Annotated in this window: 11 protein-coding genes and 3 pseudogenes; 7 read left to right on the top strand and 7 right to left on the bottom strand. The window is 72.7% G+C overall.

Going from position 1 to position 15330, the window contains the following annotated elements; all coding sequences use genetic code 11:
* The first annotated feature begins 74 nt into the window (after positions 1–74).
* The 3 genes from hydA to BFF78_RS09210 all read left to right on the top strand — a co-directional run bounded on the left by hydA (position 75) and on the right by BFF78_RS09210 (position 4153).
* The gene (gene hydA / locus BFF78_RS09220; protein WP_069777851.1) at positions 75–1478 is read left to right on the top strand and encodes a dihydropyrimidinase; all 1404 of its coding nucleotides are present in this window, start codon (positions 75–77) and stop codon (positions 1476–1478) included.
* Positions 1479–1489: 11 nt separating this feature from the next.
* A complete protein-coding gene (locus BFF78_RS09215; RefSeq protein ID WP_069777850.1) occupies positions 1490–2509 on the top strand; it encodes a TIGR03842 family LLM class F420-dependent oxidoreductase in 1020 nt (339 codons plus the stop codon).
* Between the two features lie 117 nt (positions 2510–2626).
* Positions 2627–4153 (top strand): NCS1 family nucleobase:cation symporter-1, encoded by a 1527-nt coding sequence (locus tag BFF78_RS09210; protein ID WP_069777849.1) that lies wholly within the window; start codon positions 2627–2629, stop codon positions 4151–4153.
* An 85-nt stretch (positions 4154–4238) separates the two neighbouring features.
* Here the strand turns inward: BFF78_RS09210 and BFF78_RS09205 are convergent, their stop codons facing one another.
* The 3 genes from BFF78_RS09205 to BFF78_RS09195 form a co-directional block, all read right to left on the bottom strand.
* Positions 4239–4925, bottom strand: coding sequence for a hypothetical protein (locus BFF78_RS09205; protein WP_069783475.1), 687 nt, complete (start codon positions 4923–4925; stop codon positions 4239–4241).
* A 128-nt stretch (positions 4926–5053) separates the two neighbouring features.
* Complete coding sequence (locus BFF78_RS09200; protein WP_227025777.1) at positions 5054–5572, bottom strand: hypothetical protein; 519 nt, start codon at positions 5570–5572, stop codon at positions 5054–5056.
* A gap of 300 nt (positions 5573–5872) precedes the next feature.
* Positions 5873–6937 (bottom strand): lipoate--protein ligase family protein, encoded by a 1065-nt coding sequence (locus BFF78_RS09195; protein ID WP_069777847.1) that lies wholly within the window; start codon positions 6935–6937, stop codon positions 5873–5875.
* Between the two features lie 128 nt (positions 6938–7065).
* Here BFF78_RS09195 and BFF78_RS09190 point away from each other — a divergent pair, with 128 nt between their 5' ends.
* The 4 genes from BFF78_RS09190 (at position 7066) to BFF78_RS09175 (ending at position 11858) form a co-directional block, all read left to right on the top strand.
* Positions 7066–8871 carry a gamma-glutamyltransferase family protein gene (locus BFF78_RS09190; protein WP_069777846.1) on the top strand — a complete coding sequence of 602 codons (1806 nt, stop codon included), beginning with the start codon at positions 7066–7068 and terminating at the stop codon, positions 8869–8871.
* A 91-nt stretch (positions 8872–8962) separates the two neighbouring features.
* Entirely contained in the window at positions 8963–9811 is an 849-nt protein-coding gene (locus BFF78_RS09185; RefSeq protein ID WP_069777845.1) for an inositol monophosphatase family protein, read from the top strand.
* 131 nt (positions 9812–9942) lie between these two features.
* The gene (locus BFF78_RS09180; RefSeq protein ID WP_069777844.1) at positions 9943–11352 is read left to right on the top strand and encodes a phytoene desaturase family protein; all 1410 of its coding nucleotides are present in this window, start codon (positions 9943–9945) and stop codon (positions 11350–11352) included.
* Positions 11349–11858 (top strand): O-acetyl-ADP-ribose deacetylase, encoded by a 510-nt coding sequence (locus BFF78_RS09175; protein ID WP_069777843.1) that lies wholly within the window; start codon positions 11349–11351, stop codon positions 11856–11858. The genes BFF78_RS09180 and BFF78_RS09175 overlap by 4 nt, the downstream gene beginning before the upstream one ends.
* 135 nt (positions 11859–11993) lie before the next feature.
* On the opposite strand, the pseudogene BFF78_RS09170 reads toward BFF78_RS09175, so the two are convergent.
* From BFF78_RS09170 to BFF78_RS09160, 4 genes and pseudogenes are all read right to left on the bottom strand, one after another.
* Positions 11994–12287: pseudogene (locus BFF78_RS09170) on the bottom strand (serine hydrolase domain-containing protein); the annotation flags it as partial.
* 118 nt (positions 12288–12405) lie between these two features.
* Positions 12406–13578, bottom strand: a pseudogene (locus tag BFF78_RS09165) (aminotransferase-like domain-containing protein); the annotation flags it as partial.
* 564 nt (positions 13579–14142) lie between these two features.
* Positions 14143–14432 (bottom strand): annotated as a pseudogene (locus BFF78_RS42985) (GntR family transcriptional regulator); the annotation flags it as partial.
* A 44-nt stretch (positions 14433–14476) separates the two neighbouring features.
* The gene (locus BFF78_RS09160) at positions 14477–15178 is read right to left on the bottom strand and encodes a B3/B4 domain-containing protein (protein ID WP_069777841.1); all 702 of its coding nucleotides are present in this window, start codon (positions 15176–15178) and stop codon (positions 14477–14479) included.
* Positions 15179–15330: the final 152 nt, after the last annotated feature.

Raw genomic sequence — 15330 nt, 5'->3', positions numbered from 1 at the left:
CGACATGCGGCTACCGCCGCGCGGGCGCGACCAGCCACAACGCACCCGCAGATGACCACGAAGGAGAGGGCCCCATGAGCCGCCGAACAGTGATCCGCGGTGGACTCGTCATCACCGCGTCGGACGAGATCCACGCCGACGTCCTGATCGAGGACGGCCGCGTCGCCGCCCTCGCCGCCTCCGGCACGCCCGCCGCCGAGGCGTTCACCGCCGAGCGGGTCATCGACGCCGGCGGGAAGTACGTCATCCCGGGCGGCGTCGACGCCCACACCCACATGGAGCTGCCGTTCGGCGGCACCTTCGCCTCCGACACCTTCGAGACCGGCACCCGGGCCGCCGCCTGGGGCGGTACGACCACGATCGTCGACTTCGCGGTGCAGAGCGTCGGCCACACCCTGCGCGAGGGCCTGGACACCTGGCACGCCAAGGCCGAGGGCAACTGCGCGATCGACTACGCCTTCCACATGATCGTCTCCGACGTCAACGACGAGACGCTGAAGGAGATGGACCTGCTGGTCGAGGAGGGCGTCACCTCCTTCAAGCAGTTCATGGCCTACCCCGGCGTCTTCTACTCCGACGACGGACAGATCCTGCGCGCCATGCAGCGCTCCGCCGACAACGGCGGGCTGATCATGATGCACGCCGAGAACGGCATCGCCATCGACGTCCTGGTCGAGCAGGCCCTCGCCCGGGGCGAGACCGACCCGCGCTACCACGGCGAGGTCCGCAAGGCCCTGCTGGAGGCCGAGGCCACCCACCGCGCCATCCGGCTCGCCCAGGTCGCGGGCGCCCCGCTGTACGTCGTGCACGTCTCGGCCATGGAGGCGGTGGCCGAGCTGGCGCGGGCCCGGGACGAGGGGCTGAACGTCTTCGGCGAGACCTGCCCGCAGTACCTGTTCCTGTCCACCGACAACCTCGCCGAACCGGACTTCGAGGGCGCGAAGTACGTCTGCAGCACGCCGCTCAGGCCGAAGGAACACCAGGCCGCCCTGTGGAAGGGCCTGCGCACCAACGACCTCCAGGTGGTCTCCACCGACCACTGCCCGTTCTGCTTCGTGGGCCAGAAGGACCTGGGCCGCGGCGACTTCTCCAAGATCCCCAACGGCCTGCCGGGCGTGGAGAACCGCATGGACCTGCTCCACCAGGCCGTCGTCGACGGGCACATCTCCCGCCGCCGCTGGATCGAGATCGCCTGCGCCACCCCGGCCCGGATGTTCGGCCTGTACCCGAAGAAGGGCACCATCGCGCCGGGCGCCGACGCCGACATCGTGATCTACGACCCGCATGCCGAGCAGGTCATGTCGGCCGGGACCCACCACATGAACGTCGACTACTCGGCCTACGAGGGCAAGCGCACCACCGGCCGGGTCGAGACGGTGCTCTCACGCGGCGAACCCGTCATCACCGAGCGGGAGTACACCGGACACGCCGGCCACGGCGTGTTCACCCCGCGCTCCACCTGTCAGTACCTCAACTAGGAGTGGCGCTCATGGACTTCGGACTCGTCCTGCAGACCGACCCGCCGGCCTCCCGCGTCGTCAGCCTGATGAAGCGGGCCGAGCGCAACGGGTTCACGTACGGCTGGACGTTCGACTCCGCCGTGCTCTGGCAGGAGCCGTTCGTGATCTACAGCCAGATCCTCGCGAACACCTCCCGGCTGACGGTCGGCCCGATGGTCACCAACCCCGGCACCCGCACCTGGGAGGTCACCGCCTCCACCTTCGCCACCCTCAACGACATGTTCGGCAACCGCACCGTGTGCGGCATCGGCCGCGGCGACTCCGCGATGCGGGTCGCAGGCCGCAAACCCAACACCCTCGCGCGCATCAGCGAGGCGATGAAGGTCATCCGGGCCCTCGGCCGGGGCGAGGAGGCCGACCTCGGCGGCACCAAGATCCGCTTCCCCTGGATCAAGGAGGGCGCCGAACTCCCCGTCTGGATGGCCGCGTACGGCCCGAAGGCGCTGAAGATGACCGGCGAGGAGGCCGACGGTTTCATCCTCCAGCTCTCCGACCTCTATCTGACCGAGTACATGGTGAAGGCCGTCAAGGACGCGGCCGTGGCCGCCGGACGCGACCCCGACGAGGTCACCATCTGCGTGGCGGCCCCCGCGTACGTCACCGCCGACGACTCGCCCGAGGCCCTCGCCCACGCCCGCGAACAGTGCCGCTGGTTCGGCGGCATGGTCGGCAACCATGTCGCCGACCTGGTCGCCAAGTACGGCGAGCACTCCGCCCAGGTCCCCGAGGAACTCACCGACTACATCAGGGCACGGCAGGGCTACGACTACGCCCACCACGGCCGCAGCGGCAACCCGGACACCGAGTTCGTGCCCGACGAGATCGTGGACCGGTTCTGCCTCATCGGCCCGGCCGAAAGGCACATCGAGAAGCTGACCGCGCTCCGCGCGCTGGGCGTCGACCAGTTCGCGGTGTACGACATGCACGACGCACAGGAGGCCACCATCGACGCCTACGGCACGACGGTGATCCCGGCCCTCAACGCCTGAGCCGCTCCTTCGAGTCAGCCCCCCACGCCCCTCTTGGTCTCCCCTCCCCGCCGTCCGGGGAGGGGGCTGGTACCCGCACGGCCACTCCCGACCCACCTCTCCCCGATTGGCCAGCCCATGACCGACACCGCTCCCACGGCCATACCCCTCTCCGGCCAAGTCACCCTCCCCGACGGGCGCGTGGAACTCGCTCCCGGCACCCCGCCGCCCAGTGGTCCGTACGCCAACGAGGACCTGCTCCCCGTCCCGGTCGACAAGCGCACCTGGACCACGTACAACTTCTCCGCGCTCTGGGTCGGCATGGCCCACAACACGGCCTCCTGGACGCTGGCCTCCGGTCTGATCGCCGTCGGCATGGACTGGAAGCAGGCGGTGTTCACCATCGCCCTGGCCAACCTGATCGTGCTGGTGCCGATGCTGCTGACCGGACACGCCGGCCCCAAGTACGGCATCCCCTTCCCGGTCTTCGCCCGCGCCTCCTTCGGGGTGCGCGGCGCCAACCTGCCCGCCGTCGTACGGGCGTTGGTGGCCTGCGGCTGGTTCGGCATCCAGACCTGGATCGGCGGCGAGGCGATCTACTTCCTCGCCGGGAAACTGATCGGCGACAGCTGGTCGAACGCGGCCCACTTCGGCGGCTACGCCTGGACCATGTGGCTGTCGTTCGCGATCTTCTGGGTGATCCAGGTCGCCATCATCTACCGGGGCATGGAGACCATCCGCCGCTTCGAGAACTGGGCGGCGCCCTTCGTGATCGTCGGCGCGTTCGTGATGCTGTGGTGGATGAGCGGCAAGGCGGGCGGCGTCGGCCCGCTGTTCGACCAGCCCTCCAAGCTCGGCTGGGGCGGGAACTTCTGGAAGCTGTTCTGGCCCTCCCTCATGGGCATGATCGGCTTCTGGTCCACCCTGTCGCTGAACATCCCCGACTTCACGCGCTACGGCCGCAGCCAGAAGGCCCAGACCTGGGGCCAGGCCCTCGGCCTGCCGACCACGATGACCCTCTTCGCGTTCCTGTCCGTCCTGGTCACCTCCGGCTCCCAGGCGGTCTACGGCCGGCCGGTCTGGGACCCGGTGCAGCTGGCGGCGAAGACGGACAACGTGGTCGGCCTGCTGTACGCGCTGGTCACGGTCCTGGTGGCCACCCTGTCGGTGAACATCGCGGCCAACCTGGTCTCCCCGGCGTTCGACTTCTCCAACGTGGCGCCCAGAAAGGTGAGTTTCCGCACGGGAGCCCTGATCACCGCCGTCCTGGCGGTCGTCATCTTCCCGTGGAAGCTGTACTCCGACCCGCAGGGCTACATCTTCACCTGGCTCGGTCTGGTCGGCGGCCTGCTCGGCACGGTCGCCGGCATCCTCGTCGCCGACTACTGGCTGCTGCGCCGCACCCGCCTGCGCCTGGCCGACCTGTACCGCCGGGGCGGCCGGTACTGGTACGCGGGCGGCTGGAACTGGCGGGCGGTCCTCGCCTTCCTCGCGGGCGGTGTCCTCGCGATCGGCGGCGCCAGCTTCAAGCCGCTGATCGACGGCCGCCCGGTCCCCGCCCTGTCCGCGCTGGCCGACTACGGCTGGGCGGTGGGCCTCGGCACCTCCCTGGTGCTGTACCTGGCCCTCACCCTGCTCACCTCACGCAGGGAGACCTTCGCATAGGAGGGACGGCTGGCCGGGACCAGGCGGATCGAATACCGGATTTGCCGGGTCCTGCAGACCGGGAGGTGCCGGGCGACGGTCCCGGTCAGCCGGACTGGGGCTGCCCGCCCCCGAGCGCGCCCACCGCGGCCCGCGCCGCCTTGATGGCCCCCTTGTTGATCTCGTCCGTACCGGGCGCCTGCTTCGTGTCGAAGTTGCTGCCGTTGTACGTGACGGTCACCAGGGCGTTCGACACCCGGACCATCACCACGCCCTCGCGGGTCTGCTGCTTGTCCTGCGTGGTGAGGTTCACGACAGAGTAGGCGCTGTTGCCCAGCCCCGGCACGGCCCCGCCACCGTTCTTCTCCTTCACCCGGTCCTGATACTCCTGCTCCGCCTCCTGGTCCGACCCGCTGATCTCGAACGACACGTCGAGCCAGCGGTAGTCGTAGCCCTGCAGCGCGTTCCAGGAACAGGTGCGGCGCAGCTTGGTGTCCGTCGACGGGATCTCCTTGCCGCTCGTCTTGGCGCCCGGCACCAGGGACTTGACGGTGGCCGCGGGCACGCTGGTGCAGGGGGAGGGCGCAGCGCCGTACGCCTTCGCCACCGCGGTGGACGACGGGTCGGACGAGGAAGAGGAGGCGGACTGGGTGGACGTCTTCTGAGCCGCCTGGTGCCCGTCGGCCGCTGCCGGCGCTGCCGGACCGGACGTCAGCGCCCAGCCGGCACAGGCGAGGACCGCGACCGGCGATATCCGCGCGGTGAGGGCGAGCGGCAGAGGAAGAGAACGCACGGCGCACTTCTCGTGGGGGAGGGGTACGGAGCGGGTCCGCAGGGGGTACGGGGACGCCAGTGTCACACGAGTCCTTGTGCGGCGGAAGCGAAAACTCGCAGCGTGCCCGCACGATCACGGCAGCGCGCTCACGACGTACCGCTCTGCCCGTTTTGCACCTCTAGCCGGCGGCGGGCGCCGACCTCGCTGGGGTATTCGCGGACGGTGAGCATGCCGAGGCTCCAGCCGACGGCCCAAGCGGCCAACGCGGGCATGACGGGCGCCGCGACGAGCCAGGGGACGCGACCGGCGACAACCAGACCGGTGGAGCGGCGGGTCTCGTCCCGTTTGGCGGCGCGGAACTCGTCGGGGGCAGGCGGGTCGAGGAGCTTCCTGCGGTGATCCCGGCGCTGTACCAGCCATCCCCAGGCCAGCGCCACCACGGATGCCGCCGCCTGCGCCCGGTCCCACACCGCGCGAACGCCCGGGGGCAGGCTGCCGCGGAAGCTTCCGTACAGGACGAGCGCGATGTAGCAGCAGAAGGCCAGGACCGCCAGCCACAGGACCGCGGTCAGTGAACGGCGCAGCCGGTACCGCGGACCACGCTCGTACCACGTGGTGCCGAGCCCCTGCACGGCGGGAATCGTGGCGGCCGCCGTGGAAGCCACGCCCGCAGAAGATGCTCTTGATGCCATGCCACACGTCATCTTTCAGACGTCGCGCCGATCAGGGCACCTTCTCCAGGCCCTCGCCCGTGCGTAGCAGGCCGGCGGCGTCGGCCCGTCACCTCTTGCCCGTACTTGCGTGTGGCCGATCGGGCCCGACCACCGTAGCCAGCGGTCAAGGGGGCGAATCCGGCTATGTCCGGGTCGGAATTCGGGCGTACACGGAACCCATGCACCCGTTTGACAGAGGGCAGGGCAGCCCTTGACCCGTTGCTGAACCGGGGCTTCCGGGCCGGCCGGCGGCTAGGGCACCCGGGCCGTCCACTCCGGCGATATGAACTTGGTCCGCGCCAGTTCCTCCGCGCGCGCCAGCTCCCTGTCCGTGATCTTGCCCGGCGCCAGGCCGTACCGCGCACGGAACGACTCGATCATCCGGTCGATGACCGCCGCACGCGGCAGCCCGGTCTGCCGCCGCAGCGGATCGACCCGCTTCTTCGCGCTCCGCGTCCCCTTGTCGGACAGCTTCTCCCGCCCGATGCGCAGCACCTCGGTCATCTTGCCGGCGTCGATGTCGTACGCCATGGTCACGTGGTGCAGGACGGCGCCCGGGCCGCCGCCGGGGCCGACGATCCGCTTCTGCGCCGCGCCCGCGATCTTGCCCTGGTCGGTCGCGATGTCGTTCAGCGGCTGGTACCACGCCCGTATGCCCATGTCGCCGAGGGCGCCCAGCACCCAGTCGTCCAGATAGGCATAGCTGTCCTGGAAGGACAGGCCCTGGACGAGGGACTCGGGCACCGACAGCGAGTAGGTGATCGTGTTGCCGGGCTCCACGAACATCGCGCCGCCGCCGGAGATCCGCCGCACCACCTCGATGCCGTGCCGCGCGGCGCCCTGTGGGTCCACCTCGTTGCGCAGGGACTGGAAGCTGCCGATGATCACGGCCGGGGCGCCCCACTCCCACACCCGCAGGGTGGGCGGCCGCCGGCCCGCGGCGACCTCGGCGGTCAGCACCTCGTCCAGCGCCATGTGCAGCGCGGGCGGCTGCGGGCCCTCGTGGATCAGCTGCCAGTCGTAGTCCGTCCAGTCCGTGGCGTGCGCGAGGGCCCGGCGCACCGCGATTCCCACGCCCTCCGAGGTCAGGCCGTACATCACCGTGCCCGTGGGGAGCGCCTGGTCGATGCGCGCGGCCAGCCCCGCCGCGTCGGTGTCCGCCGGGGCGCCCTCCAGTGCCTGGTTCACCGCGTCCAGCGCCTCGTCCGGCTCCAGGAAGAAGTCGCCCGCCACGCGCACGTGCCGCAGCACGCCGTCCTCGACGTCCGCGTCCACGACGACGAGCTTGCCGCCTGGCACCTTGTACTCACCGTGCACTGCCCGGGCCTCCGTTCCCGCCGCCCTCCCTCACGAGATCAACGGCGCAGGTCGGCGCCGTGTTCCCCGGACGGTGATCACGCTCGTACGATCACCCGTACGACGTACCTTCAGCCGAGGAGGCGCCCGTGTTCACCACCCGGCCGACCCTGCAGGGCACCTTCGGCATGGTGGCCTCCACCCACTGGCTGGCCTCCCAGTCGGCGATGGCGGTCCTGGAGGGCGGCGGCAACGCCTTCGACGCCGCGGTGGCCGGCGCGTTCGTGCTGCACGTGGTGGAGCCGCACCTGAACGGGCCGGCCGGTGAGGTGCCGATCCTGCTCGCCCCGGCGGGCGGCGCGGTGCGCGTGCTGTGCGGGCAGGGGGTCGCCCCGGCGGGTGCCACCGTGGCTCACTACCGGGGGCTCGGACTGGACCTCGTACCCGGCACAGGGCCGCTCGCGGCCGCGGTGCCCGGTGCCTTCGACGCCTGGCTGCTGCTCCTGCGCGACCACGGCACCAAATCCCTGGACGACGTGCTGAAGTACGCCATCGGATACGCCGAGCACGGGCACGCGCCCGTGGAGAAGCTCGGCGCGACCGTGGAGACCGTACGGGAGCTGTTCGAGACCGAATGGACCTCGTCGGCGGAGGTCTATCTGCCCGGCGGCCGGGCGCCGCGGCCCGGTGAGCGTTTCCGCAACCCCGCCCTCGCCGCCACCTGGAAGCGGCTGCTGGCCGAGACCGCGGGCAGCGGGGACCGGGAGGCCCGGATCGAGGCCGCGCGCGAGGTGTGGCGGTGCGGCTTCATCGCCGAGGCGCTGGTACGGCAGTCCCGGCGGCCCACGACGGACACCAGCGGCGAACGCCACACCGGCACGCTCACCGAGGCCGACCTCGCCGGCTGGTCGGCGGCCTACGAGACCCCGGCGACCCACGACTGGAACGGCTGGACCGTGTGCAAGGCCGGACCCTGGAGCCAGGGGCCGGTCCTCCTCCAGCAACTCGCACTGCTCCCGCCGGAGCTGCCCGCGTACGGCTCCGCCGAGTACGTCCACCTGCTGATCGAGGGCTGCAAGCTCGCCATGGCCGACCGCGAGGCCTGGTACGGGGACGCCGCCGAGGTGCCGCTCACCGAGCTGCTCTCGGCCGACTACAACGCCGGCCGGCGGGCACTGGTCGGTGCCAAGGCTTCCTGGGAGCTGCGGCCCGGCAGCCCCGGCGGACGCACCCCGCGGCTGCCGGCGCAGGCTTACGCGCGCGTGGATACCGGCGACGACCGCGGCTTCGACCCGATGGGCGCGGGAGAGCCGACCGTCGCCGAGCCGGCCGTCCTGTCCGACGGCACCACCCGCGGCGACACCTGCCACCTGGACGTCGTCGACCGCTGGGGCAACATGATCGCGGCCACGCCCAGCGGCGGCTGGCTGCAGTCCAACCCCGTGGTGCCCGAGCTGGGCTTCCCGCTCGGCACACGCCTGCAGATGACCTGGCTGGAGGAGGGCCTGCCGAACTCCCTCACCCCGGGCCGGCGCCCCCGCACCACCCTCACCCCGTCCCTGGCGCTGCGGGACGGCGTGCCGGTCCTGGCGTTCGGCACGCCCGGCGGCGACCAGCAGGACCAGTGGCAGCTGCACTTCTTCCTCGCCGCCGCCCTGCGCGCCCCGGTCCGCGGCGCCCTCGACCTGCAGGGCGCGATCGACGCCCCGAACTGGCACAACGACAGCTTCCCCGGCTCCTTCTACCCGCGTGGCCGCCGCCCCGGCAGCGTGACCGTGGAGTCCCGCATGGACACGGAGGTCGTCGAGGAGCTGCGGCGGCGCGGCCATGACGTCACCGTCGGGCCCGCCTGGTCCGAGGGACGCCTGTGCGCGGTGGCCCGGGACCCCGGGACCGGCGTGCTGTCGGCGGCGGCGAACCCGCGCGGGATGCAGGGGTACGCCGTCGGCCGCTGACTGATCATCCGGCACCTGTTCTTCATCCCGATTCCACCCGCCGTGCACCGGGCGGGCGGGGATTGTCAGCGGGACGTGCTCTCATGGAGGCATGATCGAAGCAATGACGGAAACCATCGACGAGTTTCTCACCCGCTGCTCGGCCGGCGTGGAGGAAGCGGTCCGCAAGGCCGCCGCGGCCGAGATCCTGCCCCGCTTCCGCCGCCTCGCCGCGCACGAGGTGGACCAGAAGAGCGGCCCCCACGACCTGGTGACGGACGCCGACCGGCTCGCCGAGCTGCGGCTCACCGAGGACCTCGGCGCCCTGCTGCCCGGCTCGGTCGTGGTCGGCGAGGAGGCGGTGCACGCCGACCCGGCGACCTACGCGGCGCTCCAGGGCGACGCACCGGTCTGGATAGTCGACCCGGTCGACGGCACCCGCCAGTTCGTGCACGGCGACGACGGCTTCTGCACCCTGGTCGCGCTCGCCCACCGGGGCGTCGTCCTCGCCTCCTGGACCTATGCCGCGGCACGCGACCAGCTTGCCACCGCGGTCCGCGGCCGGGGCGCCTTCCTCGACGGTGAGCGGCTGCTTCCGGGCCCGCCCGCGCCCGGCCGGGACCTCGTCGTCGCCACGTCCCACCCGGACTACACGACCGACGAGCAGAAGCGCGCGCTGCGCGCCCTGTGGGCCGACGGTCTCGCCCCCCGGCCCTGCGGCTCGGCGGGCCTTGAGTATCTCGCCATCGCCCGGGGCGAGTTGGACGCCGTCGCGTTCTCCTGGGAGGCGGCGTGGGACCACGCGGCCGGGCTGCTCCTGGTCGAGGAGGCGGGCGGCACGCACCTCACCCGCGCCGGCGAGCCGTTCCGCGTGACCGGTGGCAACGCCCTGCCGTTCACCGCGGCCCGGGACGCCGAGACCGCCCGCCGGGTGGCCGGACTGCTGCGCACGGCGGCCTGAATCCGGCGGGACGTGTCCCGTTCTGCCCAGGTCCGGGGCCCCCGGCCACCCGGCCGGGGGAGTGTCAGTCCTCCGGCATATCCTGACGGTGAGTGGCCATCGGCTGACGAAGGGGTCCGAAGGTGCCGTCGATGCTGGATGCGGTCGTGGTGGGTGCGGGACCGAACGGACTGACCGCTGCCGTGGAGCTGGCCCGCCGCGGCTTCTCCGTCGCGCTGTTCGAGGCCAGATCCACCGTGGGCGGCGGCGCCCGCACCGAGGAACTGACCCTGCCCGGCTTCCGGCACGACCCGTGCTCGGCCGCCCACCCCCTCGGCATCAACTCACCGGCGTTCCGCGCCCTGCCCCTCGACCGCTACGGCCTGCAGTGGCTGCACTCCGAGCTGCCGATGGCGCACCCCTTCCCCGACGGCACCGCGGCCGTGCTGTCCCGCTCGGTGGCGGAGACGGCCGCCTCCTTCGGACCTCGTGACGCGGGCGCGTACCGCAGGCTGGTCGAGCCGTTCCTCGCCCACTGGGACACCCTCGTCCGGGACTTCATGTCCCTGCCGCTGACCGCGCTCCCGCGCGACCCCGTCACCCTGGCCCGCTTCGGCCTCGCCGGGCTGCCGCCGTCGACCTGGCTGCTGCGCCGCTTCAAGGACGAGCGGGCCAAGGCCCTCTTCGCCGGGCTGGTCGCGCATGTGATCGCCCCGCTGAGCGGCCTGGCCACCGGCGCCGTCGGCCTGGTCTTCGCGCTGGCCGCGCACGCCCGCGGCTGGCCGGTGCCGCTCGGCGGCTCCCAGGCGATCTCCGACGCCCTCGCCGCATATCTCGAGGACCTCGGCGGCGCCGTACACACCGACTACGAGATCAAGCGCCTGGACGACCTGCCGCCCGCCCGGGCGTACGTCTTCGACACCTCGCCCACCGCGCTCGCCCGCATCGCCGGCTTCGGCGACCACTACGCGCGCTACCGCTACGGCCCGAGCGTGTTCAAGCTCGACTACGCGCTGGACGGCCCGGTGCCCTGGACCGCGCCCGAGGCCCGGACCGCCACCACCGTGCAGATCGGCGCCGACCAAGCCGAGATCTCCACCGCCCTGCGCGCCGCCTCCCGCGAGGGCCGCGCCCCCGAGCGGCCCTTCATGATCACCGTGCAGCCCAGCATCGTCGACCCGACCCGTGCCCCCCAGGGCAAGCAGGTCTTCTGGGCGTACGGCCATGTCCCGAACGGCTGGTCCGGCGACCTCACCGACGCCATGGAACGCCAACTGGAGCGCTTCGCCCCCGGATTCCGCGACCGCGTACTCGCCCGCGCCGTCGCCGGCCCCGCCGAGCTGGCCGCCCACAACGCCAACTATGTGGGCGGCGACATCGCCTGCGGCGCGGCGTCCGGCCTCCAGCTGCTGCTGCGCCCCAGACTGTCCCTGTTCCCGTACCACACCCCCCATCCGGCCGTCTTCATCTGCTCCTCCGCCACTCCGCCGGGACCCGGCGTGCACGGCATGTCGGGGCACAACGCGGCCAAGGCCGTATGGCGAAGACTGAGGCAGTCATGACCACCATCACCCTCGTCCAGGGCGACATCACCCGGCAGAGCGCCGACGCGATCGTCAACGCGGCCAACTCCTCCCTCCTCGGCGGCGGAGGCGTCGACGGCGCCATCCACCGGCGCGGCGGCCCCGCGATCCTCCAGGAGTGCCGCGCGCTGCGCGCCTCCCGGTACGGCAAGGGCCTGCCCACCGGCCAGGCGGTCGCCACGACGGCGGGCGAACTCGACGCCCGCTGGGTGATCCACACGGTGGGCCCTCGATTCACCCACGAGGAGGACCGGTCGGAGTTGCTGGCCTCCTGTTATCGGGAGTCGCTGCGGGTCGCGGATGAGCTCGGTGCTCGTACGGTCGCGTTTCCCGCCGTCTCCGCCGGTATCTACGGCTGGCCGATGGAGGATGCCGCCCGGATCGCGGTGGAGACGGTGCGGGGCACGGACACGGCGGTGGAGGAGGTCCGGTTCGTGCTCTTCGACGAGCGGGCGTACGAGGCGTTCGCCCGGCACGCCGGCTGATGTCCCTGGCCGGCAGGTCGCCGCGGATCGTCGTGAGGGGTTCGCGCGGTGGCTCCCGGAACGCGCACGGGTTGATGTCGTTCGCGACCGGAGCGAACAGCTTGTCCCGCGTCCCGGCGCGCCTAAACCGCTCGGGTGCTCCCATTCGGGTGCGTCGCGGTGGTCGGGCAGCCCGCTGGTGTGCTGCAGGAGCTGCCGTACGGTGATCCGCGGCCGTCATATCCGGCCCCCCCGGATCAGGCCGGGCAGGTAGGGCTCCACGGGGGCGTCCAGGAACAGGCGCAGCTCGGCGGCGAGTTGGAGGACGACCGCCGCGGTGAAGGTCTTCGTGACGCTGCCGATGCGCGGCCGGTCCGTGGCGTTCATCGGGCGGCGGGTGCGAAGATCGGCGACTCCGCCGGTCACGGAACTCAGGTGGGGGATGGCCATGTGACAGCACGTTAGGCAGCGACTCGGACCCGATCACTCCGGCAGGCAGGCGGCTCCGGGTGGGGGACAGCACCAGTGCGCGGGGGGGCAAACCCCCGTCGCCGCCGTACCGCCCTGGTCATGCCAGTTCGCGCAGGGTACGGCCGAGCAGTGCCACGCCCTCGGCGATGGCTCCCGGCGCGGTGGCCGCGTAACCGAGGACGAGTCCGGGTGCGCCGGGCAACTGCCGGTGCCAGGACAGGGGTTGGCACTTCACACCGCGGGCCAGCGCGGCGGCGGCGAACTCGGTGTCGGGCACGTCCGCGGTGTACGTGACCGTCAGATGCAGGCCCGCCGCCGCACCGTGCACGGTCCCGCCGGGCAGATGCTCGGTGAGGGCGGCGATCATCGCGTCGCGCCGGACCCGGTGCCGGCGCCGCAACAGCCGTAGCTGGCGCTCCAGTCCACCGGACTCCATCAGCCGGGCGAGCACAAGCTGCGGCAGCACCGCGTTGCCCAGGTCGTTGAACCGCTTGGCGTCGACCAGGTCCGCGCGATAGCGGGGCGGGGGCACCAGCCAGCCGGTGCGCAGCGCCGGCGCGAGCAGCTTGGACACACTGCCCATGTAGCACACCCGGTCGGCCAGCAGAGCCCGCAGCGCGGGGACCGGCGGCCGGTCGTAGCGGTGCTCGGCGTCGTAGTCGTCCTCCAGGATCAGCCCGCCGTCCCGGGCCCAGCCCAGCAGCTCACGGCGGCGCTCGCCGCTGGTCACCACGCCGGTCGGGAACTGGTGGGCGGGCGTGAGCAGCACCGCGCGGGCGCCGGTCGCGCGCAGCGCGTCCACCCGCACCCCGTCCTCGTCCACCGGCACCGGAGGGGTGTCGAGGCCCCCGTTCCGCAGATGCTGACGGCTCCCGAGCGAGCCGGGGTCCTCCACCGCGACGGAGTCGATGCCGTCCGCCCGCAGCACCTGGTGCAACAGCGTGAGCGCCTGGGCGGTGCCCGCGACGATCAGCACCTCGTCCGGCTCCACCCGCACACCCCGCATCCGCGCCAGCCAGTCGGCCACGGCCCGCCGCAGTGCGGGAGCGCCCCGGGGGTCGCCGTAGCCGAGGTGCTCGGCGGCGAGCTCCGCGAGCACGGCCCGCTCGGCACGCAGCCAAGCCGTACGCGGGAAGGCGGCCAGGTCCGGCCGCCCGGGAGTGAGATCGACGGCGGCCGGGGCGTCCCGCAACGCGTCGAAGATGTCGGCACCGGGGGTGCGGGAGAACGGCGTCGAAGGCGGGGCGCCGGCTGGTGGGCCCGGTGGGCGGGCAGTGAGGCGGGTGGGCGCGGCGGGGGTGGTGTGGGCCGTGGTAGCGCGGGTGGTGTCGGGGTTGGGGGTGACTGTGGGTGTGGCGGGGCGGGTGGTGTGGTGGGTGGTGTGGGGTGCGGTGTCAGGTCCGCTGGGCGTGATGGGCCGGGGCGGAGTGGCGCAGGCACGTTCGGGTGGGCTGGAGGGTGCGTTGCCGGGTGCGGTGTGGGGGTTGGGGTTGGGGTTGGGGGTGGGTGTGGCGGGGCCGGTGGTGTGGGGTGCGGCGTCAGATCCACTGTGCCTGCTGGTCCGGGGCGGACCGGCCGACGCGCTTCCGGGCGCGCCCGCCGATGCGTTCCTGCACGGGCCCGGCGACGGATTCCCGGGGCCGCCGGGTGCGGCGCGCCAAGGACCCCTCGGCGCCGTGCCGCGCTCCGGGCCCAGGCCCCCGGTCATGGCCCGTTCCCAGCCCCTCGGTGCCCCGTCGCTGCCCGGGGCTCCGCTCCGGGAGGTGGTCCTCGGCCTCCTCGTCGGTGCCCCGTCGTTGGTCGGCTGCCCGTCTCCGCGAACCCCCTGCACAGGAGCGAACGGCGCCGCCACCACCACCGTGCCCCGCGGCGGCGGCCCTCCAGGTGGCCGTCCTCGGCGAGCCGGCGGTAGGCCTCGGTGATCACCCCGCGGGAGACGCACAGGTCGGCGGCCAGTACCCGGGTGGGCGGCAGTCTGCTGCCCACCGCCAGACGGCCGTCCGCTATCGCCTGCCGCAGTCGGCCGGCCAGCCACTCCGCCTTCCCGCCGGCGGGCACGTCACCGACCGCCAGCTGCAGGAAGTCCGAGCCACGGCCCGGGAGTTCGTCCACGGCGGCCGGCATTCCTCGCTCCTCGTTCACCCTGCTGATGCTGTCACGCGCCGGACTCAGCCGCCGAAGACGAAGTCCGGCGCGGCCGCGGTGGGCACGGCCGTCTCCGTGACGGCACCCCAGTGCGCCGCCACCTCCGCCTCCACCGTCTTCAGCAGCTCGGGCACGGTCTCCGCGCCGCCGTCGTGCATGGCCTCGGCCACCACCAGCACCCGGCGGGTGTGCTCGCCGACCGCCGAGTGGCCGCTCTGCCGATGGGTCCAGCGCCGGGCATGCGCCCGCCCCGAGGAGTCGACGAAGGTCACTTCGCCGGGCGCGGGATGCTCCACGCCCCCGCCGAACGCCGTGTACGTCTCGTCGCCGTCGGCCGGCCGCACCTCCAGCAGCGGCCCGGCGACCCGGTCGAGGTCGAGGACCGCCACCGGGACGGCGTACGCCACCGACAGCGCGTTGCACAGGTCGACCAGCGGATGGACGCGCGGCAGCGTCCCCTCCTTCCGCAGCCGCCGCAGCAGCGACTCCGAGGCACAGCGGTACTGCGTCGGCAGCACCCCCATCCGGCTGAACGTCCGCCGCCAGGCCAGCACCTCGGGGAACTCGCCCTCGGTGGCACCGGTCAGCCGGGCCAGGGCGCGGGCGGTGTACTGGGCGGCGCGCGGCCCGGTGTCCGTACGGGCGTCGACACCGGTGGCGTACAGCGCGCCGCAGGCCAGTCCGGGGAACGTCGCCCAGATGGTGTCCGCGTGCCGGAATCGCATGGTCGGGACCTCCTGGGGTTCGGGAGCACCACCCTGCCTGAGGTGTGGTCCGGTCACCAGGGCCAAAGCGGGTGCGTCCCACCAGTCCATAACCGAGCCGCGCACACCGGCGCGCACGGGGCAGGGCGGCTCCGGGCCCCCGCGGCCCGCGT

This window comes from Streptomyces fodineus (assembly GCF_001735805.1).
Lineage (GTDB): Bacteria > Actinomycetota > Actinomycetes > Streptomycetales > Streptomycetaceae > Streptomyces > Streptomyces fodineus.
The sequence above is the reverse complement of the archived record's forward strand: the minus strand, read 5'-3'. Positions and strand labels throughout refer to the sequence as shown.

Excerpts from the sequence above, each read along its gene's own strand:
- hydA (WP_069777851.1), top strand. The coding sequence starts at position 75 with ATGAGCCGCCGAACAGTGATCCGCGGTGGACTCGTCATCACCGCGTCG.
- BFF78_RS09215 (WP_069777850.1), top strand. The coding sequence starts at position 1,490 with ATGGACTTCGGACTCGTCCTGCAGACCGACCCGCCGGCCTCCCGCGTC.
- BFF78_RS09210 (WP_069777849.1), top strand. The coding sequence starts at position 2,627 with ATGACCGACACCGCTCCCACGGCCATACCCCTCTCCGGCCAAGTCACC.
- BFF78_RS09185 (WP_069777845.1), top strand. The coding sequence starts at position 8,963 with ATGATCGAAGCAATGACGGAAACCATCGACGAGTTTCTCACCCGCTGC.
- BFF78_RS09180 (WP_069777844.1), top strand. The coding sequence starts at position 9,943 with ATGCTGGATGCGGTCGTGGTGGGTGCGGGACCGAACGGACTGACCGCT.
- BFF78_RS09175 (WP_069777843.1), top strand. The coding sequence starts at position 11,349 with ATGACCACCATCACCCTCGTCCAGGGCGACATCACCCGGCAGAGCGCC.
- BFF78_RS09160 (WP_069777841.1), bottom strand. The coding sequence starts at position 15,178 with ATGCGATTCCGGCACGCGGACACCATCTGGGCGACGTTCCCCGGACTG.